This window comes from Bradyrhizobium sp. PSBB068, assembly GCA_016839165.1.
GTDB lineage: Bacteria > Pseudomonadota > Alphaproteobacteria > Rhizobiales > Xanthobacteraceae > Bradyrhizobium.
Genome location: CP069300.1, coordinates 472,626 through 493,610, shown reverse-complemented (window position 1 = coordinate 493,610; position 20,985 = coordinate 472,626). Strand labels below are relative to the sequence as shown.

The 20,985-nt window shown below is 66.7% G+C and carries 15 protein-coding genes; 7 read left to right on the top strand and 8 right to left on the bottom strand.

What is annotated here, in order from left to right; translation table 11 throughout:
• Positions 1–133: 133 nt before the first annotated feature.
• From JQ507_02260 to JQ507_02245, 4 genes are all read right to left on the bottom strand, one after another.
• Positions 134–2,347, bottom strand: coding sequence for an enoyl-CoA hydratase/isomerase family protein (locus tag JQ507_02260; GenBank protein QRI70388.1), 2,214 nt, complete (start codon positions 2,345–2,347; stop codon positions 134–136).
• Positions 2,348–2,366: 19 nt separating this feature from the next.
• Complete coding sequence (locus JQ507_02255) at positions 2,367–3,575, bottom strand: acetyl-CoA C-acetyltransferase (protein ID QRI70387.1); 1,209 nt, start codon at positions 3,573–3,575, stop codon at positions 2,367–2,369.
• A gap of 73 nt (positions 3,576–3,648) precedes the next feature.
• Positions 3,649–5,436: an acyl-CoA dehydrogenase C-terminal domain-containing protein gene (locus JQ507_02250; GenBank protein ID QRI70386.1), complete on the bottom strand. Its 1,788-nt coding sequence runs from the start codon at positions 5,434–5,436 to the stop codon at positions 3,649–3,651.
• A gap of 108 nt (positions 5,437–5,544) precedes the next feature.
• Positions 5,545–5,961 (bottom strand): nuclear transport factor 2 family protein, encoded by a 417-nt coding sequence (locus tag JQ507_02245; GenBank protein ID QRI70385.1) that lies wholly within the window; start codon positions 5,959–5,961, stop codon positions 5,545–5,547.
• A gap of 162 nt (positions 5,962–6,123) precedes the next feature.
• Between JQ507_02245 and JQ507_02240 the strand changes: the two genes are divergently transcribed.
• The 6 genes from JQ507_02240 (at position 6,124) to JQ507_02215 (ending at position 13,968) form a co-directional block, all read left to right on the top strand.
• Positions 6,124–6,711, top strand: a complete 588-nt coding sequence (locus JQ507_02240; protein ID QRI70384.1) for a PadR family transcriptional regulator — start codon at positions 6,124–6,126, stop codon at positions 6,709–6,711.
• Between the two features lie 275 nt (positions 6,712–6,986).
• Positions 6,987–10,541, top strand: coding sequence for an SEL1-like repeat protein (locus JQ507_02235; protein ID QRI70383.1), 3,555 nt, complete (start codon positions 6,987–6,989; stop codon positions 10,539–10,541).
• 104 nt (positions 10,542–10,645) lie between these two features.
• Positions 10,646–11,494 (top strand): hypothetical protein, encoded by an 849-nt coding sequence (locus JQ507_02230; GenBank protein QRI70382.1) that lies wholly within the window; start codon positions 10,646–10,648, stop codon positions 11,492–11,494.
• A 267-nt stretch (positions 11,495–11,761) separates the two neighbouring features.
• Positions 11,762–12,691 carry a sulfite exporter TauE/SafE family protein gene (locus JQ507_02225; GenBank protein ID QRI70381.1) on the top strand — a complete coding sequence of 310 codons (930 nt, stop codon included), beginning with the start codon at positions 11,762–11,764 and terminating at the stop codon, positions 12,689–12,691.
• Positions 12,688–13,470, top strand: coding sequence for a TIGR02186 family protein (locus JQ507_02220; GenBank protein ID QRI70380.1), 783 nt, complete (start codon positions 12,688–12,690; stop codon positions 13,468–13,470). The genes JQ507_02225 and JQ507_02220 overlap by 4 nt, the downstream gene beginning before the upstream one ends.
• 63 nt (positions 13,471–13,533) lie before the next feature.
• The gene (locus JQ507_02215; protein ID QRI70379.1) at positions 13,534–13,968 is read left to right on the top strand and encodes an Lrp/AsnC ligand binding domain-containing protein; all 435 of its coding nucleotides are present in this window, start codon (positions 13,534–13,536) and stop codon (positions 13,966–13,968) included.
• Here the strand turns inward: JQ507_02215 and JQ507_02210 are convergent.
• Together JQ507_02210 and JQ507_02205 are read right to left on the bottom strand one after the other, a co-directional pair.
• On the bottom strand, positions 13,965–15,296 hold the full coding sequence (locus tag JQ507_02210) for a divalent metal cation transporter (protein QRI70378.1): 1,332 nt from the start codon (positions 15,294–15,296) through the stop codon (positions 13,965–13,967). The genes JQ507_02215 and JQ507_02210 overlap by 4 nt on opposite strands.
• A gap of 65 nt (positions 15,297–15,361) precedes the next feature.
• Positions 15,362–16,306, bottom strand: coding sequence for a DMT family transporter (locus JQ507_02205; protein QRI70377.1), 945 nt, complete (start codon positions 16,304–16,306; stop codon positions 15,362–15,364).
• 107 nt (positions 16,307–16,413) lie between these two features.
• On the opposite strand from JQ507_02205, the gene JQ507_02200 reads away from it, so the two are divergent.
• Entirely contained in the window at positions 16,414–17,277 is an 864-nt protein-coding gene (locus JQ507_02200; protein ID QRI73143.1) for a LysR family transcriptional regulator, read from the top strand.
• Positions 17,278–17,398: 121 nt separating this feature from the next.
• On the opposite strand, the gene pdeM is transcribed toward JQ507_02200, so the two are convergent.
• Together pdeM and JQ507_02190 are read right to left on the bottom strand one after the other, a co-directional pair.
• The gene (pdeM, locus tag JQ507_02195) at positions 17,399–18,070 is read right to left on the bottom strand and encodes a ligase-associated DNA damage response endonuclease PdeM (protein ID QRI70376.1); all 672 of its coding nucleotides are present in this window, start codon (positions 18,068–18,070) and stop codon (positions 17,399–17,401) included.
• Between the two features lie 63 nt (positions 18,071–18,133).
• Positions 18,134–20,797, bottom strand: coding sequence for a ligase-associated DNA damage response DEXH box helicase (locus JQ507_02190; protein ID QRI73142.1), 2,664 nt, complete (start codon positions 20,795–20,797; stop codon positions 18,134–18,136).
• Positions 20,798–20,985 lie beyond the last annotated feature (188 nt).

Genomic DNA, 20,985 nt, shown 5'->3' with positions numbered 1-20,985 from the left:
GATGCCAGCAGCGTGGTGCCAGTTGGGAGCAGGCGTGGCGGGACTTTGACCGCCGTGACCGTCGCACAACAGGATCAAGTCGGATCGATGACCGGCTTGATCCTGTACGATGTGTCCCGGAGAGAGACGGCGCTTACGCCGCCTGCTTCTTCGGCGGGAAGCGGCCGTAGAAGGTTTCGCCCTTGGCGGCCATCTCCTCGAGCAGCTTCGGCGGCGTGAAGCGCGAGCCGTATTTCTTCTCGAAGGCGTGGCAGAGCGCGACGAAGTTCTTCGTGCCCATGAAGTCAATGTAGGACAGCGCCCCGCCAGTGAACGGCGCGAAGCCGAAGCCGAGGATCGAGCCGACATCGGCCTCGCGCACGTCGGTGATGACGTGATCCTCGACGGTGCGCGCGGCTTCCACCGCCTGCACCACCAGGAAGCGCTGCTTCAACTCCTCGACGCTGAGCGTATCCGGATCGAGCTGCTTCGGCTGCAGATCGGCGAGCCCCGGCCACAGGCTCTTCTGACCCTTGCCCTTCTCGGGATAGTCGTAGAAGCCCTTGCCGTTCTTGCGGCCGAAGCGGCCCTGCTTCTCGACCATCTCGACGATCAGCTTCTTCTGCGCCTGGTCGATCGCGTTGGGACCGAGATCGGCCTCGGTCGCCTTGGTGATCTTGAGGCCGAGATCGAGCGCGACCTCGTCCTGCAGCGACAGCGGCCCAACTGGCATGCCGGCCATCCTGGCGGTGTTCTCGATCATCGCCGGCGGCACGCCTTCGAGCAGCATCTCGTTGCCCTCGGAGATATAACGCATCACGCAGCGGTTGGCGAAGAAGCCGCGGCTATCGTTGACCACGATGGGCGTCTTACCAATCGCGCGGACATAGTCGAGCGCGGTCGCCAGCGCGACATCGCCGGTGTTCTTGCCGAGGATGATCTCGACCAGCATCATCTTCTCGACCGGCGAGAAGAAGTGGATGCCGATGAACTTGCCCTGGTCCTTGAACTCCTCGGCCAGCGAGTTGATCGGCAAGGTCGAGGTGTTGGAGGCGAAGATCGCACCCGGCTTCAGCAGCGGCTGCGCCTTGGCATAGGTGTCGGCCTTGACCTTGCGGTCCTCGAACACCGCCTCGATGACAAGGTCGCAGTCCGAGATCACGTTGTAGTCTGATGTCGCCGAGATCCGCGCCAGGATGGCGTCGGCCGCCTCCTGCTTCATCCGACCCTTCGCGATCAGCCCGTCGACAACGGTCTTGGCGTGGCCCTTGCCCTTGTCGGCGCTCTCCTGGTCGCGATCGACCAGCACGACGTCGATGCCGGCCTGCGCCGAGACATAACCGACGCTGGCGCCCATGAAGCCGGCGCCGATCACGGCAAGCTTCTTGACCTTGGTCGGCGGCACGCCGGCCGGGCGGCGGGCGCCCTTGTTCAGCTCCTGCATCGACAGGAACAGCGAGCGGATCATCGCCGCCGCTTCCTTCGAGCGCAGCACTTTGGCGAAGTAGCGCGACTCGACGCGCAGCGCAGCGTCGATCGGCAGCTGCAGGCCCTCATAGACGCAGCTCATGATGGCGCGCGCGGCCGGATAATTGTCGTAGGTCTCGCGACGATAGATCGCGTTTCCGGCCGGGAACATCTGCATGCCGGCCTTCGAGAAAACGGGGCCGCCGGGCAGCTTGAAGCCCTTCTCGTCCCACGGCGCGACGGCCTTGCCGCCACCCTTGATCCAGTCCTTCGCCGCCTTGATCAGATCGGCCGCGGGCACCACGGCGTGAATCAGATTGAGCGCCTTCGCGCGGGTGAGATTGACGGCCTCGCCCTTGAGCAGCAGTTGCATCGCATCAGCCGGCTGCACGAGACGCGGCACGCGCTGGGTACCGCCGGCGCCGGGGAACAGGCCGACCTTCATCTCGGGCAGGCCGAGCCGGGTCTTCGGGTTTTCGGCCGCGACGCGGTAGTGGCAGGCCAGCGTGATCTCGAAGCCGCCGCCAAGCGCAAGCCCGTTGATCGCGGCGACCCACGGCTTGCCCGAGGTCTCGATCGCGCGGAACGACAGCGACATCTGGCGGCTCTGCTCGAACAGCATCTGGTTCGCGGCTTCCTCGCCCTTCTCCTTGAAGAGCTGTGCGTAAGCGCGGTTCATGCCCTCGAGCATGGAGAGGTCGGCCCCGGCGCAGAACGCCTCCTTCGCCGAGGTGATCACGACGCCCTTGATCGCGGGATCGCTGGTGGTCTGCTTGATGATCTCGCCGATCTCCTGGGTGGAGACCTCGTCGAACACGTTCATCGAACGGCCCGGGATGTCCCAGGTGACGAGAGCAATGCCGTCGGCGTCGACGTCGAACTTGAAATTCTTGTAAGCCATGTTGCTCGCTCCCCTCGCCTCAGACGCGCTCGATGATGGTGGCGGTGCCCATGCCGCCGCCGATGCACAGCGTGACCAGCGCCGTCTCCTTGTTGGTGCGCTCGAGCTCGTCGAGCACGGTGCCGAGGATCATCGCGCCGGTCGCCCCGAGCGGATGGCCGAGCGCGATCGCGCCGCCGTTGACGTTGATCTTGGCATTGTCGATGTCGAAGGCCTGGATGTAGCGCAGCACCACCGAGGCGAACGCCTCGTTGAGCTCGAACAGGTCGATGTCCGACTTCTTCATGCCGGAGCGCTCGAACAGCTTTTCGGTGACGTCGACGGGGCCGGTCAGCATCATCGCGGGCTCCGAGCCGATATTGGCGAAGGCACGGATCTTCGCCCGCGGCTTCAGGCCATGCTTCGCTCCTGCCTCCTTGCTGCCGAGCAGCACGGCGCCGGCGCCGTCGACGATGCCGGAGGAGTTGCCCGCGTGATGCACGTAATTGACCTTCTCGACCTCCGGATGCGACTGGATCGCCACGGCGTCGAAGCCGGCCATCGCGGCCATCGCCGCGAATGACGGTTGCAGCTGCGCCAGCGACTGCATCGTCGTGGTCGGGCGCATATGCTCGTCCTTGGCAAGGATGGTCAGGCCGTTGATGTCCTTGACCGGCACCACCGACTTGTTGAACCGGCCCTCGTCCCAGGACTTCGCCGCGCGCTGCTGGCTCTGCACCGCATAGGCGTCGACGTCGTCGCGCGAGAAGCCGTATTTGGTCGCGATCAGATCGGCCGAGATGCCCTGCGGCATGAAATAGGCGGGCACCGCCATCGAGGGATCCATCGGCCAGGCGCCGCCGGACGCGCCGATGCCGACGCGGCTCATCGATTCCGCGCCGCCGCCGATCACGAGCTCATGCTGGCCGGCCATGATCTGGGCCGCGGCGAAGTTCACGGCATCGAGGCCGGAGGCGCAGAAGCGGCTGATCTGCACGCCCGGCACCTTCTCGCCGAGGCCGGCGTTCAGCGCCGCGAAACGGGCGATGTCGGACCCGGCCTCGCCGACTGGATCGACCACGCCGAGCACCACGTCGTCGACGGAATCCTCAGGCAGATTGTTGCGCTCCTTGAGCGCCTTCAGCGGCACCGTGGCGAGCGCCAGCGCGGTGACCTCGTGGAGCGCGCCATCGGCCTTGCCGCGGCCGCGCGGGGTACGAACGTGATCGTAGATGTATGCCTCAGGCATGACGCCCTCCTTGATATGAGGATCATAATATATACGGAAGGAAGCGCCGCCGCAGCACTGCGGCGGCAATTATTCAGAACGCTTCCGCGGCCAGTTCCATCGTGGTGGCGCTGCCGCTCTGGATCCTGGCCAGATGCACGGCGGTCTCCGGCAGCAGCCGCTCCATGAAGAAGCGGCCGGTGACGAGCTTGGTGTTGAGGTAAGGCGTGGCGCCGGCCGCAGCCTTGTCCTGCGCGACCTTGGCCATCTTCGCCCACATGTAGCCGAGCGCGACCAGGCCGAACAATTTCATGTAATCGGTCGCGGCCGCGCCGGCATTGTCGGGCTTGGTCAGCGCGTTCTGCATCAGCCAGCCGGTGGCCTGCTGCAGATGGCCGAGAGCGGCCGAAAGCGGGGTCACGAACGGCTTCATCGCCTCGTCGCCACCATGCTCCTTGGCAAAGGCGCCGACCTCACCGAAGAACGCCATCACGGCGCGGCCGCCGTCGCGCGGCAGCTTGCGGCCGACCAGGTCGAGCGCCTGGATGCCGTTGGCGCCCTCATAGATCATCGCGATGCGGGCATCGCGGACGAACTGCTCCATGCCGTGCTCGGCGATATAGCCGTGGCCGCCGAACATCTGCTGCGCGGAGACCGTGTTGGCAAAGCCGGTGTCGGTCAGGACACCCTTCAGCACCGGCGTCATCAGGCCCATGTGGTCGTCGGCGGCCTGACGATCCTTCGGGTCGTTGGAACGGTGCGCGACGTCGCTCTTCAGTGCGGTCCACACCACCATGGCGCGCGCCGCCTCGTTGAAGGCGCGGATGGTGAGCAGCGTGCGGCGCACGTCGGGATGCACGATGATCGGATCCGCGGGCTTGTCGGCCTCCTTGACGCCGGTCAGCGAGCGGCCCTGCAGGCGCTCGCGGGCATAGGCGACCGCGTTCTGATAGGCGACCTCGGACTGCGCGAGGCCCTGCACGGCGACGCCGAGGCGGGCCTCGTTCATCATCACGAACATGCCTTGCATGCCCTTGTTCTCTTCGCCGATCAGCCAGCCGGTGGCGTTGTCGTAGTTCATCACACAGGTGGAATTGCCGTGGATGCCCATCTTGTGCTCGATCGAGCCGCAGGTGACGCCGTTGCGCTGGCCGAGCGAGCCGTCGGCGTTGACCAGCACCTTGGGAACGACGAACAGCGAGACGCCCTTGATGCCGGCCGGCGCGCCTTCGATCCGCGCCAGCACGAGATGGATGATGTTCTCGGCAAGGTCATGCTCGCCGGCGGAGATGAAGATCTTGGTGCCCGTGATCTTGAAGCTGCCGTCCGGCTGACGCACGGCCTTGGTGCGAAGCAGGCCGAGATCGGTGCCGCATTGCGGCTCGGTCAGGTTCATGGTGCCGGTCCACTCGCCCGCAACCATCTTCGGCACATAGGTCTTCTTCTGCTCGGGCGTGCCGTGCACCAGCAGCGCCGCGGTCGCGCCCATGGTCAGGCCGCCATACATCGAGAACGCCATGTTGGCGGAGATCTGGAATTCGTTGACCGCCTGCGACAGCGTCACCGGCAAGCCTTGGCCACCGAATTCGGTCGGCGCCGAGAGGCCGAGCCAGCCACCCTCGGCGACCTGCTTGTAGGCGTCCTTGAAGCCCTTCGGCGTGGTGACGCTGCCGTCGTCATTGCGCTTGCAGCCTTCGAGATCGCCGGTGCGGTTGAGCGGTTGCAGCACCTCTTCGCTGAGCTTGGCGGCCTCGCCGAGGATCGCCTCGCGCACGTCGGCCGACGCGTCGGTGAAGCCGGGAAGATTGCCGTAGCGGTCGATCTGGAAAACGTCGTTGAGCAGGAAGCTGACGTCTTCGACGGGGGCTTTGTAGGTCGGCATGCTGATCTCCCGGCTGGCTCGTGGCCGCATGTGCGGCCGATGCTGCGCAGCTTGTCCTTGGGTTTGTTGGAACGGACCTTATCCGGTTCCGGAGGTCCGCGGCAGGTGCTAGCGAGACTGTGATTGCGACGTTGCGCCGCTCTGATTCATCAACTCCTCGCCCATCATGCGATGCAGCAGGTTGATCGCCTTGAGCGGGCGCACCATCACCTTGAAATGCGTGATCCGGCCGTCACCGTCGAAGGTGATGATGTCGACGCCGTTGAGCTTGATGCCGTCGATCTCGTTCTCGAATTCGAGCACCGCGCCGCTGTCGCTCTTCCATTCGCCCAGATATTTGAAGGTCGGGCCGCCGAGCACCTTGGCGGCGCTGGTCAGGTATTTGAAGGTGATGTCGCGGCCGCGCTGCGGCGTGTGCACGACCGGGCTTTCGAACACCGCGTCGGGATGCAGCAGATCCCACAAAGCGGCGGTGTCGTGGGACTTCATGTAGGCGTACCACTTGTCGAGGCCCGGCTTGCTCATTCGGACGTCTCCTGCGGCTGGGTTGTAGAAGCCTGAACATCGGCTGCGCACGAGAAGGCGGCACGCCGATCATCATATGCATATTGACGCATATGCACAGTAACGCATAAAGTCAAGCGAACTTGTGAATGGTCGATTTGGGAACTCAGATGGAGGTGGGCGTTGGCACTCGGTGACGCAATCCTCGCCTGCCTCACGGAACGTCCGATGACGGGCTACGAGCTCGCCAAGACGTTCGACGCCTCGATCGGCTTCTTCTGGAAGGCCGACCATCAGCAGATCTACCGGGAGCTCTCCCGGCTGCGCGACAAGGGCCATGTCCAGGGCCGCGAGGTGGTGCAGTCGGGCAAGCCCAACAAGCTGGTCTACACGCTGACGGCCGAGGGCCGCGCAGCGCTGAAGCATTGGGCGGCGCGGCCGAGCGTTCCGCCCTCGATCAAGGACGATTTGCTGGTCCGGCTCTATGCGCTCGACTGCGTCGACATCGAGCCGCTGCGCACCGACCTGATGGCGCGGCTGGAACATCACCGCGACCGCTATGAGCGCTACGAGCGCCTGCTCAACAAGCGCTTCCCCGACGGCACCGCGCCTGCGGCCGATGTCGGCAAGATGCTCAGTCTGCGGCTCGGGATGCGCCACGAGCGCGTCGTGGTGGAGTGGTGCGAGGAAGCGCTCGATGCGCTGTCGGCGATGTCCGGCCGCGGCAACGTCACGCCGCTCGCCGACGGCAAGCGCGAGAACAACGGCTAGAAGCAAACTCGTCACGGCTTGCCGTGTTCGTCACGCCAAGCGGAATCCGCTTTGCCTGAAAACGATAGGCCTGTCCTGATCCGGCGCAACAGGTTCCCGGAATCCCTAACTTTAAAGCCCGCCGGCTGCATTCCTTAACCCGTTATTTACCGTGACGGGAAAAAGTCAGCAGCTGAAGCAGACGACCAGCGCAGAATTCGATTGTCTCTTAACGGGAATGCGCGGGGAGGCTGCGGGCGCAGAGTATGGCGCCGGAGTCGGGACCGGACGGAATCATGAATTCGCGCGTATCGTGGAGTGTTGACGGCATCGATCCCTCCGTCCGCGACAGGGCCGAAGCGGCTGCGCGCCGCGCCGGCATGTCGCTGAACGACTGGCTCAATTCGACCGTCGGCGAACCGAGCCCGCCGGATTGGCGCATGGAGCAACGGCAGCCGATGCCGAGCCGGGAGAGCCGCGACGTCGCCGATATCCATCAGCGGCTCGACGCGATCACCCGCCAGATCGAGCAGATTGCAAAGCCGCTGTCGCGCGGCGAAGCCGTGCGCGCCGAGGTGCCGCGCGGCCAGCCCGCGGTGGCGCGACAGCTGAACGACGCGATTTCGCGCCTCGATGCGCGGCTGTCGCAAATCTCGCGGCCGCAGCCGGCGCGCGAGCCGCAGCCCCAGCCGATGCGTGAAGCGCAGATGCAGCGGGAGCCGCAGATGCAGGACCGGCAACTGGAGGAAAGGCTGCGCCAGGCGGAAGCGGTCGAGCGCGCAGCAGCCCAGGTCTACCGCCCCTCGCCGCCGCTAAGCCCGGCGTCGTTCGATTCCGCGATCGCGGAAATCGCCGCGCGCCAGAACGAGCTCGATGGCCCGGCAACGCGGCAGATGCCACAGCGCAGCGCGCCGCCGATGCAGGAGCCGGCCCCGCCGATGGCCGCCTACGCGCCGCCGCTGGCAGCGCCCGCCGGCCCGGACTTCTCCTCGCTCGAGCGTCACCTGCTCAAGATCACGAGCCAGATCGAGGCGCTGCAACGGCCCGACCACATCGAGCAGTCGATCGCGTCGTTCCGCGGCGAGCTCGCGGAAATCCGCCAGGCGATCACCGAGGCGATGCCGCGCCGCGCGATCGAGTCGATCGAGAACGAGATCCGCTCGCTGCACCACCGGATCGACGAGATCCGTCAGGACAGCAACAACGGCCAGGGCCAGGCGATTGCCGGCATCGAGCGCGCGCTGTCGGAGATCCGCGAGGCGCTGCGCACGCTGACGCCCGCCGAGCAGCTCACCGGCTACGACGAGGCGATCCGCAATCTCGGCGCCAAGCTCGACATGATCCTGCGCGCCAACGACGATCCGTCGACGGTGCACCAGCTCGAGAGCGCGATCGCGGCGCTGCGCGCCATCGTCTCCAATGTCGCCTCCAACGACGCGCTGCTGCAGCTCTCCGGGGACGTGCACGCGCTGGCGGCGAAGGTCGACCAGCTGTCGCAGATGTCGCGCGGCGACTCCTACGGCGACGCTTTCGCCGGGATCGAGCAGCGCATCGCGGCGCTGGCCTCGTCGCTGGAAGGCCGCGAGCGGCCGGCCGGCTACGACAACACCGACGCGATCGAGGGCGCCCTGCGCTCGCTGTCGGAGCGGATCGACCGTCTCCAGGTCGGCAATGACAGCTCGTCGGCCTTCACCCATCTCGAACAGCGCGTCTCCTATCTGCTCGAACGCCTTGAATCGGCCGACCAGCGCTCCGGCAATCTCGGCCGGGTCGAGGAGGGGCTGCATGACATCATGCGGCACCTCGAGGCGCAGCACGCCCATCTCGCCTCGCTCGCCGACGCCACCCGCAACACCGTCAACACATCGGCGCCGCAGCCGATGATGGACAGCGGCATCGTCGATCTGGTGAAGCGCGAGCTGTCCGACATCCGCTTCAGCCAGTCGGAAACCGATCGCCGCACCCAGGATTCGCTGGAGACGGTTCACAACACGCTCGGCCATGTCGTCGACCGGCTGGCGATGATCGAGAACGATCTGCGCACGGTGCGCAGCGCGCCGCCGCCGGCTCCGCCCGCCCCCGCGCCGGCCGAGCTGCGGATGGACGCACCGCGGATGGAGATGCCGCGCGCGGCGATGCCGCAGCCGGTCGCACATCCCCAACCTGAATCGTACAGGCCGGACTCGTACCGGCCCGAACTACCCAATCCTGCGCTGGCGCAGGAGCACTTCATGTCCGCGCCGCGCGAATTCCATGCCGCGCAGCCGGTCGAGAGCCCGCCGCCGCCGCTGCCGCCGCGCGCGATCAGCGAGATCCTTGAGCCGCACGCGGCGTCCGCGCGCGCTGTGATCGCACCGGAACTGCCGCCGGATCATCCGCTCGAGCCGGGTACGCGCCCGTCGGGCCGGGTGTCGTCGCCGTCGGAGCGGATCGCGGATTCCGAGCGCGCGATCTCTGATCTTCCTGCGGGCAAGAAGGAGCCGGTCTCGACCTCGAGCTTCATCGCCGCCGCGCGCCGCGCCGCGCAGGCCGCCGCCGCACAGCCCGTCAACGAGAAGGCGGCGCGCGCAGCGAGCAAGGCCGCCGCCAAGGCCAAGGAGAAGGCCGACAAGGCGGCGAAGGCTGCCGCCAAATCCGGCGCCAAGGCCGACGCACCGGCGACCGGCGCGGCGGAGGCCCAGCCGTCGACCATCACCTCCAAGATCCGCTCGCTGCTGGTCGGTGCCAGCGTGGTCGTGATCCTGCTCTCCACTGCCAAGATGGCGATGAACCTGCTCGACAGCAGCTCCGCGCCACAGGCGCCGGCGATCGAGCAGCGCGAGCCGGCGGCGCCCGCCGTGCAGCCGCCCGCCGACATTCCCGTCACCCCTGCGCCGTCGGCGCCCGCCGCGCCGGGCCCATCGATGACCTCGCCGACCCCGCTCGGCCGCCAGTCCAACAACACGCCGGCGCCGAACACGCTCGACGCCGCGCAGGTGACGATCCCTCAGGCCCCTGCGCCGGCACCCGCCGCCGCGCCGGACCCGGCCGTGGCGACGCCCGCGGCCGCCGCCAACGACGTCACCGGCAGCATTCCAACCGCGCCACCGCTCGGCGGCAAGCTCGCAACGATCCAGATTCCGGCGGGCGAAAAGCTGCCCGACGCGATCGGCGGTCCGGCGCTGCGCACGGCCGCGATCAAGGGCGATGCGGCCGCGGCCTATGAAGTCGGCGTCCGCTTTGCCGAGGGCAAGGGCGTGACCGCCAACGTCGACGAGGCCGCCAAATGGTATGGCCGCGCGGCACAGGCCGGTGTGGTGCCCGCGATGTTCCGGCTCGGCACCTTCTACGAGAAGGGCCTCAGCGTGAAGCGCGACTTCGATACCGCACGGCGCTTCTATGTGCAGGCCGCCGAGCGCGGCAACGCCAAGGCGATGCATAACCTCGCCGTGCTCGACGCCGATGGCGGCGGCAAGGGCGCCGACTACAAGAGCGCCGCGCAATGGTTCCGCAAGGCGGCCGATCGCGGCGTCGCCGACAGCCAGGTCAATCTCGGCATCCTCTATGCCCGCGGCATCGGGGTCGAACAGAACCTCGCCGAGTCCTTCAAATGGTTCAGCCTCGCGGCCGCACAGGGCGACGCCGACGCCGGCCACAAGCGCGACGATATTGCCAAGCGGCTCGACCCGCAGTCACTGGCCGCCGCCAAGCTTGCGATCCAGACCTTTACTCCCGAACCGCAGCCGAGCGATGCGGTCAACGTGCCGGCCCCGGCCGGCGGCTGGGACGGCGCCCCCGCGCAGCCTGCGGCGGCGAAGCCGGTCAGGCAGCCGTCGAAGCGGACCGCGGCGCTGGCCGCACCGGCTCATTAAAGCGAGGCTAGCTGCGGCGCCGCTGTCCTGTACCTCCGCCCTCCTGCCGTGTAGACAGGCGCGTAGTCGCGCGCCAATCGCGCCTGCGTTCCGGAGGGTCAGGCTTGTCCGTCGACGATCGTCAGGATGATGGAACGGGCCATCGTTCGTCGCCGACCGGTCCCCGCGTCGCGCCGCCGCGTCAGACGCCGTCTCCATTTGCTGCGCGTCCCAACACTCCGCCTTCGCCGCCTCCACCCGCGCAGGTCAACGCGGCATCGCCGCCGCGCACCTTCCGGTTCTCGCTGTGGTCCGTCGTCATCTTCGTGCTGCTGTTGTCGAGCGTCGCCATTCAGGCCTATCGCGACCTGTCGCGGCCGGGTGCCTGGGATTTTTGGCGCGAGACCTACATCGCGGCGAGCATGACGTCGGCGGTGATATCAGACGTCGACATCGACGGGTCGGGCCGCGGCCGGCGCGCGCTGGCGATCAGCGGCAAGATCGGCTCGGCCAGTGCGAGCTGGTTCCGCGACCGCCTCAGCGAGGCGCGTCTCGCCGCCGGCGATGCCGTGCTGCTGTCGTCGCAGGGCGGCGCGCTGAACCAGGCCGCGATCATGGGCGAGGTCATCCGCACACACGGGCTCGTCACCGCGGTCGCCACCGCAGACGCCTCGGGCAAGCTGCGCCCCGCGGCCTGCGCCAGTGCCTGCGTCCTGGTCTATGCCGGCGGCGCGACCCGCTACGGCATCGCCGGCTCGCGGCTCGGCGTACATCGCTTCACGACCAGCGCACCGGTCAGCGATCCGCTTGCCGAGGCCCAACGCATCCAGGGCATGGTGCTTGGCTACATGACCAAGATGGGCGTCTCTTCCGGGATCGTCGAGGCGATGTCGCAGACCTCGGATATCCGCTGGCTGAGCCCGAAGGAAGCGCTCGCGCTGAACCTGATCACGACGCCGGTCGATCAGCCCTGAGCCGATACAGATGTCATTAATCTGAATTATCAACCACGTGCGCAACCGAGCGGCAACGTGCGGCGAAAAATGCCACCCGGAGCGGAATCTTTAGTCCCTCCTCCCGCCGAATTCGGTTATGCAAGAACGCGGCAATCGACCCGCGTTCGCCTGCGCCTCGCGCGCCGACCGGATTCGTTCAGCCGGAGAATGCCCGACCCGAACGACATCACGCCGTGATGCGGCCTTGCGCCCCAGCATGCGGCGAACCGACAAGAAGCGACGCGCGTGCAGCTCTACCTCCCGATCGCCGACATTCCGGTCAATGTCTTCCTCATCCTGGCGATGGGCGCGGCGGTGGGATTCGTCTCCGGCATGTTCGGGATCGGCGGCGGCTTCCTGATGACGCCGCTCCTGATCTTCGTCGGCATCGCGCCCGCGGTCGCGGTGGCCTCGGTCGCCAGCCACATCGCAGCCTCCTCGTTCTCCGGCGCGATCTCCTATTGGCGCAGGCGCGCGATCGACCCGTTGCTGGCGGCAGTGCTGCTGGTCGGAGGCACACTCGGCACCGCGCTCGGGGTGTGGACCTTCACCTTCCTGCGCTCGCTCGGCCAGCTCGACCTGATGATCGCGCTGTCCTACGTCATCCTGCTGACGACGGTCGGCGGGCTGATGTTCTGGGAAGGCCTGCGCGCGATGCTGCGCGCCCGCGGCGGACGCCCGGTCGCGCTGCGCAAGCCGGGCAGCCATGGCTGGATCCACGGCCTCCCGCTGAAGCTGCGCTTCAAGCGCTCCAAGATCTATCTCTCGGTCATTCCGGTCGTCGTGGTCGGGCTCGTGATCGGCTTCATCGGGGCGGTCATGGGCATCGGCGGCGGCTTCATCCTGGTGCCGCTGATGATCTATGTGCTGCGGGTGCCGACCTCGACCGTGATCGGCACCTCGATGGTGCTGACCCTCGTGACGATGGTGTTCGCCACCATGCTGCACGCGGTGACCAACCATCTGGTCGACGCCGTGCTGGCGCTGATCCTGATGATCGGCGGCGTCACCGGCGCGCAGTTCGGCGCCCGCGCCGGCCAGAAGATCCGCGGCGAGCACCTGCGCCTCCTGCTCGGCCTGCTGGTGCTCGCGGTCGGCATCCGTTTTGCGGTCGAGCTGGTGATCCAGCCGCAGGACCTGTTCAGCATCCGCGAAACCGGCGGAGCGCCGCCATGAGGCTGTGTGCACCACTGGCCATCGCGGGCCTCGTCGCCGCCGGCCTCGCAGCCGTGCCCGCTCGTGCGGAGCGGCTGATCGTGTCGGTCTCCAACCACCGTGTCACGGTGACGCCGAACTATTCCGGCGGCGAGCTCGTGCTGTTCGGCTCGGTCGAGAAGGACGACAAGACGCCGCCCAATCGCGGCAATTACGATCTCGTGGTCACCGTGTCGGGCCCGCGCGCCGACATGGTGACACGGCGCAAGGAGCGCAAATTCGGCATCTGGATCAACACCGACTCGCGGCAATTCCTGCAGGTGCCGGGCTATCTCGCGCTGTTCTCCAATCGCCCGTTCGACCAGATCGCCGCACCGGAGGTGCAGCGGCGGCAGCAGCTCGGGCTCAACAACGTTACGCTGGTGCAGCGGGTCGGGCCGGACTTTGCCGACGTGGTGCCGAACGATCCGTTCCGCAGCGCCTTCGTCCGGCTGCGATCCGAGCACGGCCTGTACCGCGAGGCGACCTCGGCAGTGACGTTCCTGACCCCGACCTTGTTCCGCACCGGCATCCCGCTGCCGGCCGAGGTGCCGATCGGCACCTACAATGTCGAGATCAAGCTGTTTTCCGACGGCGCGGTGGTGACCAAGACCGAGACCGCCTTCGAGATCGTCAAGGTCGGCTTCGAACAGTTCGTCGCCACCACCGCGCGGCAGAACGGCCTGGTCTATGGCTTCGTCACCGCCTTCATGGCGCTGATGACCGGCTGGATGGCCTCGATCGTGTTCCGCAAGGACTAAAGGGCGTAGGTTTGGGTGGAGCGCAGCGCCACCCATCCTACGGTCTCTGCAACGTGCTCTCGAATGCGTCGCCGAGGATGCACGCCCGCAATCCTGGCACGCTCGACCAGCCTGTCGCGCAGGATGATCTCGATGACCTTGAGCCCGACCGCGGCCGGCATCGGATCGGACACATGCGTGAAGCCGCGTTCGTGGCAGCGCTCCTCGATTTCGGCCGATGTCGTCGACATCCGCCCCAAGCAGCAAACCAGGGAATCCTTCGAACGTTTCGAGAAGAAGGTGATCGGCCTTCCGGAGGTCGTCGAGTGCTGCATGATCGCCGGCGACTGGGATTATTCGCTGCGGGTCGTGTCCTCCGACCTCGCAAGCTATCAGTCGTTCATCCTCGACCGCCTGATGCATCCGGACACCGATATCGCGAGCTATCGCACCACCATCATCCTGCGGAAGGTCAAATCGACGACCAGGATCGACAGCTCGCTGTTTCGCAGGGACTAGAGGAGAAACCCGATCCCCATCGCGATCACGCTGAGCGCCATCGCAGCCGTGGAGAGCCAGCCGAGCCAGTACAGCCACCCGCCGATCACGAAGCCTCCCATCACTTCCCTGCGGCGTGCCATGACCATCAGTAGCACCATCACGGGCACGGCGAGCACGCCGTTGACGACTGCGCTCCAGTACAGCGCCGAGATCGGATCGATCGGTGTGAAGTTGAGCGCGATGCCGATGCCGCCCGACAGCGCCAGCACCGAATAGAACGCGATCGCCTCCTTCGGCTTGCGTGCCAGCCCGACCGGCCATCGACGTCCCTCGCTGACCGCATAGGCCGTCGCTCCCGCAAGCACCGGGATCGCCAGCAGGCCAGTGCCAACGATGCCGAGCGCGAAGATCACCTCGGCAAAGGGTCCGGCGATCGGGCGTAACGCCTCGGCGGCCTGCGCCGAGGTCTGGATGTCGGTCTTGCCGGCCACATGCAGCGTGGCCGCGGCAGTGACGATGATCGACAGCGCGATCAGGTTGGAAAATGCCATGCCAGTGATGGTGTCGGCGCGGATGCGCGAGAATTCGCGCTGCGCGCCGTAGTGCCGCTTGATCAGCGGATGCTTGTCGGGATCGACCCGCTGCTCCTCGGCCTCCTGCGAAGCCTGCCAGAAAAACAGATAGGGCGAGATCGTGGTGCCGAGGATCGCGACGATGGTCGTGAAATAGTCCGCGCTCCAGGTGACGCGCGGCAGCACCACGCCGGCCAGCACCTGTGTCCACGACACCTGGGCAAAGGCGAGCGCCGCGACATAGGCGAACAGACTGAGCGTCAGCCATTTCAGGACGCCGACGTAGCGGTGGTAATTCATGAATATCTGAGCGACCACCGACGTCACGCCGAACAGCACGACATAGAGGATGGCCGGACCGCCGATCAGTAACCTGGTTGCGTCCGCCATCGCCGACAGGTCGGCGGCGATGTTGACGGTGTTGGCGATGAACAGCAGCGTCACCACCATAGCGAGGAGCCAGCCGGGATAGTGCCTGCAGACATTGCCCGCAATTCCGTGCCCGCTGACACGGCCGAGCCGCGCCGAAATCTCCTGGATCGCGCTCATCAGCGGGAAGGTCAGCAGCATGGTCCAGCCGATGCCATAGCCGAGCTGCGCGCCGGCCTGGCTGTAGGTGCCGATACCGGACGGGTCGTCATCGGAGGCCCCGGTGATCAGGCCGGGGCCGAGCGCCTTGAAGATGCGGCTGAAGCTGGACGGCTGGCGCCGAGGCTTTTCCGCCGGCGCATCGTCATCTTGGTCGTGGTGCGAGATCGTCCCTTGCCGCGTCATGTCCCAGTTCCAGCGTCTGACAACGAGCCGGATACCGCCTGGTTCCTGCGGCGAAACCCAAGCCTCTATGGCCGTGGCGACCCCGACTTGAAGGAGGCGCTGGGGACAGCCGCGGCGGGGCGGGTCACCAGATAGATGCCGAGCGCGACCGGAACGATGCCGAGCAGATCGCGGAATTCGACATGCTCGCCGAGCACGAGGTAGGCGAACAGCATGCCGAGCGGCGGCATCAGGAAGTGATAGGCGCTGGCAGCGGTGGCGCCGCACACCTTCAGCAGATGAAACCAGATCACGTAGCCGAGGATCGAGCCGCCGAGCACCAGGAAGGCGAAGGCGCCGGCGAGCCGGGCGCTCGGCACGATGTCACCTACGCTGGAAAACGCGAAGGCGAACGGCATCACCGCAAGGCCCCCGGCAATGTTCTGGATGCCGTTGCCGATCCACAAATTGCCCTTGGGCGCGAGCAGCTTGAACAGGATAGTGCCCGCGACGATCGAGGCGAGCGAAGCCAGCGTGAACAGGACGCCGTGCGGACTGTCTGATCCGATCGACATGCGATGCCAGACGATGAAGGCGACGCCGGCGATTCCGAGCAGCAGGCCGGCGACCTTGCGCCAGGTCAGCGCCTCGCCGAGTAACAGCGCCGCCAGCACCGCGGTGAACACCGGATTGGCCGACACGATCAGCGTGCCGAGACCGGCAGAGACCGTCTTCAGACCAGTGTAGCCGAGACCGAGATAGAGCGCGTTGTTGGCGACGCCGAGCACGGCGAACACGACGGCATCGCGCCACGTCAGATCCCATGCGTCCCGGCGCAGCAGCGAGACCGCCAAGATCAGGATGCCGGCCAGCGAAAATCGCGCGGCGAGCAGGATCAGCGGCGGGCAATCGGTGACGCCGACCTTGCCGGCGACGAAGGCGAAGCTCCAGAGCAGGCAGAACAGCGCGATCAGCAGCGGCAGGGTGTTGAAGCGGACGCGAGGGACGGCGATCGAAGATGCGGCGGACATGGATTTCTCCTGGAATTTCTCCATCGCCCATGATCTAGGCCGTCGCGTTGATATTTGGAAATTAAATGATAGACTGGCTTCCAGTGGATTTATGAATGGAGCCTGCGATGCTCGACCTGGAGCTGTTGCGCAGTTTCGTCTCGGTGGTCGATGCCGGCGGCTTCACCCGCGCCGGTGAGCGCGTCCACCGCACGCAATCGACGGTGAGCCAGCAGATCAAGCGCCTGGAGGAGGACGTCGGCCAGCCGCTGTTGATCCGCAGCGGCAAGGACGTCACCCCGACCGAGGCCGGCGAACGGCTGTTGACCTATGCGCGGCGACTGCTGTCGCTCGCGGAGGAGGCCCGCGACGTGCTCTCGCGCCCCGGCAGCGAGGGCGCGATCCGGATCGGCATCACCGAGGACTTTGCCGCCTACCGCTTGACGAGACTGCTTGCGACGTTCGCGCGCAGCCATCCGAATTTGCGGCTCGACGTGCGCTCCGGCCAGAGCCTGTATCTCTACCGCGATCTCGAGCGCGGCGATCTCGATCTGGCGCTGATCAAGCGCGCTGCCAGCGAGAAAGCCGGCATCGCGGTGTGGCCGGAACGCGTGCATTGGGTCACCAGCAAGAGCCATCCGCGCGACACCACGGCCGGCTCGGTGCCGCTGATCGGCTTCGGCTCGGGCTGCCTGTACCGCGCCCACGCCATCCATGCGCTAGAGCGCGCCGGCCGCAACTGGCACATGGCCTACACCTCCTCCAGCCTGGCCGGCATCCAGGCCGCGGTCGCTGCGGGGCTGGGCTTGAGCATTCTCTCGGAAATGTCGATCCAGGCCGAGCACCGCGTGCTGACCGCCAAGGACGGTTTTGCGCCGATCGAGCGCACCGAAGTCGCCCTCGTCGCCGCCCCCGAGGCCCGCCCCGCGACGTTGCGGCTGGCCGACCGGCTCGCCGAGTATTGCGAGAGTGTGCAGGCAAAGGCGGCTTAGGGTATTTATCCGTCATTCCGGGGCGTGCGAAGCACGAGCCCGGAATCCATTCATTCACGAATGATGCGGCTCAATGGATTCCGGGCTCTCGCTTCGCGAGCCCCGGAATGACGATGCGAATCTAGGAGCACCGCGACGCTGCGAATGCGTGGACGCGATTGTCGCCCAGCACATGGGCCATGAAGCCGGGCGATCCGAAAATCCGTGCGAACGCCGCGTCGCGGATGCTGAGGCCCCCGGTGTAGGCGCCGAACGCCGGCATCACCGCGCGCTCGCCGTCGCTGGCAAAACAGCGCCGCTCGATCGAGCGACCGCGGGTCGGCACCCGCGCCTTGGGATGCAGGTGCCCGGCGATCTCGCCGCTCGCGCCGGTCGGCTCGTGGCGGAACACGATCGGGCCGATTGCGACTTCGGTCGCGACCACGCCGCCGAGATTGGACGGCAGCGCCGGATCGTGATTGCCGGCGATCCAGATCCAGTTGCGCCGCATTTGCAATGCCGCGAGCGCCTCGCGGTCGGCCCCGGAGAGACGTTCATGCGCCTCGCGATCGTGAAAACTGTCACCGAGCGCGATCACCTGCCGTGGATCGTGCCGCGCGATCACGGCGGCAAGCCGGCTCAGCGTCGCCACCGTGTCGTAGGGCGGCAGCAAAACGCCGCGGGCAGCGAAGCTCGAGCCTTTTTCCAAATGCAGGTCTGACACCACGAGCAGGCGCTGTTCTTCCCAGAACAGCGCGCCGGAAAAATCCGCCACAAAGCCGACATCCGCCACCATGACCCTCGAAGCGCGCATGTCGTCACCGTCTCGCAAAGCTGGCGCGCTTGCCGTCACGTCCTGTTCCTCACAGCATCAGCGTTAGGTTGTCGCCTCCCGCACGAGTTCCTCGGCCGCCTCGGCCAGAAGCTCGTCGGATGCTTCGCCATAAACTGACTCGCGGCCGATTTCCAGCAGCGCGGGGACGGCAAGCGGGGAAACGTGGTCGAGATCCTTGTGGGTGATTCGGCCCTGGATGCGCGACAGCATGTCGCCAAGACGGCGAAGGTCGAGCAATCCCGTGGCGGCATCGCCACGCGCGGCACGCAGCAGCACGTGGTCGGCCTGGTGCTTGCGCAGCACGTCGTAGATCAAATCGGTCGAGAATAGCACCTGGCGGCGCGACTTCTCCTCGTCGGTGAAGCGGCGCGCGATCAGGCCGGAGATGATCGCGCAGTTGCGGAAGGTGCGCTTCATCAAGGCGGATTCCGCAAGCCACGCCTCGAGGTCGTCGCCGAGCATGTCGGGATCGAACAGCGCGTTGAGGTCGAGCTTGCCATGCCGGATCATGAAGGAGAGATCACCGACACCCCAGACCGCGAGCGCGTATTCGTTGGCGACGAAGCCGAGTGGACGGGCGCGGGCGCGCTCCAGCCTGCGCGTCAGCAGCATGCCGAGCGTCTGGTGCGCGAGCCGCCCCTCGAACGGATAGCAGACGAGATAATGACTGCCGCCGCGCGGAAAGGTTTCCACCAGCAGCTCGCGCACCGCGGGCACGCGGGAGAATTTCCGCTGCAGCGACAGCCAGTCATGCACCTGGTCCGGCAATCCGTTCCACGCCCGGCTGTTGTCGAGCAGCTTGCGCACGCGTTCGGCGAGATAGGTCGAGAGCGGGAACTTGCCGCCCATATAGGACGGCACTTTTGCGTCCTTGTCATTGGCGCGAGAGACGTAGACCTGATCCTCGACCAAGGCCTCGTAGCGCACCACCTCACCGCCAAAGACAAAAGTGTCGCCGGGCACCAGGCCCTCGATGAAGACCTCCTCGATCTCACCGAGCATCCGGCCGCCGCGCGCGATCGCGCCGGTCGACCCGGTTCCGCCGGCGCGCGAGCGCACTAGCCGCACCTTCAGCATCGTCTCCTCGACGATGGTGCCGACGTTAAGGCGGTAGCTCTGCCGTACCTTGGGATTGGTGACGCGCCAGCGGCCCTGCTTGTCCTGCTTGATCCGCGCGAAACGCTCATAGGTCTTCAGCGCGTAGCCTCCGGTCGCGACGAAATCGACGACGTCGTCAAAATCGGTCCGCGACAGCGATGCGTAGGGTGCCGCGGTCCTGACCTCATCGTAGAGTTCGTCGGACAGGAACGGCTTGCCGCAGGCGCAGCCGAGCACGTGCTGGGCCAGCACGTCGAGCGCACCTAGGCGCAACGGCGGCGTGTCCTGCGCATTCTCGGCGATGGCATCGATCGCGACACGACATTCCAGCACCTCGAACCGGTTGGCCGGCACCAGCACGGCGCGCGAAGCCTCGTCGAAGCGGTGGTTGGCGCGACCGATCCGCTGCATCAGCCGCGACGATCCCTTGGGCGCGCCGATATTGATGACGAGGTCGACATCGCCCCAGTCGACGCCGAGATCCAGCGAGGAGGTACAGACCACGCCGCGCAGTTTTCCCGCAGCCATCGCGTCTTCGACCTTGCGGCGCTGCGCGACGTCGAGCGAGCCGTGATGCAGCGCGATCGCGAGCCCATCGTCGTTCATCCGCCAGAGGTCCTGGAACAGCATCTCGGCCTGGCTGCGGGTGTTGACGAACACCAGCGTGGTCTTGTTGCGCTTGATCAGCTCATAGACCTCGGGCAGCGCGTGCCGCGCGCTGTGGCCGGACCACGGCAGCCGCTCGCGCGTGTCGAGCATCTCGACCACCGGCGGCGCGGCACCGCCGGCAGTGACGACGTCGGCGGATGCGCTCGCGCCGCCCGGCTGCGGCACCAGGAAGCGCGCGAGTTGCTCGGGCTCGGCTACGGTTGCCGAGAGGCCGATGGCACGCGCCTGTGGCGCGATGGTCCAGAGCCGCGCCAGGCCGAGCGACAGCAGATCGCCGCGCTTGGAGGTGACCAGCGCGTGCAGCTCGTCGAGCACGATGCGCTTCAGCGACGAGAACAGGAACGGCGCGTCGTCGGACGCCAGCAGCAGCGCCAACTGCTCCGGCGTGGTGAGCAGGATATCAGGCGGATAGCGCCGCTGCCGCTGCCGTCGCGACACCGGCGTATCGCCGGTGCGGGTCTCGATCCGGATCGGCAGGCCCATCTCGGCAACCGGCGTCTCCAGATTGCGCGCGATATCGACCGCAAGCGCCTTCAGCGGCGAGATGTAGAGCGTGTGCAGCCCGCCGCTGCGGCGAACCCCGCGGCCGGTGGAGACGAGGCTTCTTCTTGGCTCCGCAGCGCTCGCTGGTAGGGCTCCCTCCCTCCTTGCGGGGGAGGGTTGGGGAGAGGGGTAAGCCGTATCGTTCGGAACAAGCGGCATACCCCTCTCCCGCAAGGGGGGAGGTGGCGATCGAGTTTGTGCGTGTAGAGTCGTTGCGCTCGCTTCACCGCTCAGCTCCACCAGCGTCGGCAAGAACCCCGCCAGCGTCTTGCCGGCACCCGTGGGCGCGATCAGCAGCGCCGAACGCTCCTCGCGTGCTTTCGCCAGCAGCGCAAGCTGATGCTCGCGCGGCGACCAGCCGCGTGAGGCGAACCAGTCGCGAAACTGGCGCGGCAAGAGATCGGCCGTTTCCGACGGCGGGACGGAAAAGAGATCGAGCGTCGACACGCCCAAGAGGTAGGCGGTTCAGGCGGCTTCGTCGAGGGCGGGACGGAAATGGCAGCAGATGGCAAGGGGGATGTTCGCCTCCGCCACCCCCAACTCGACCGTCATTGCGAGGAGCAAAGCGACGAAGCAATCCATCT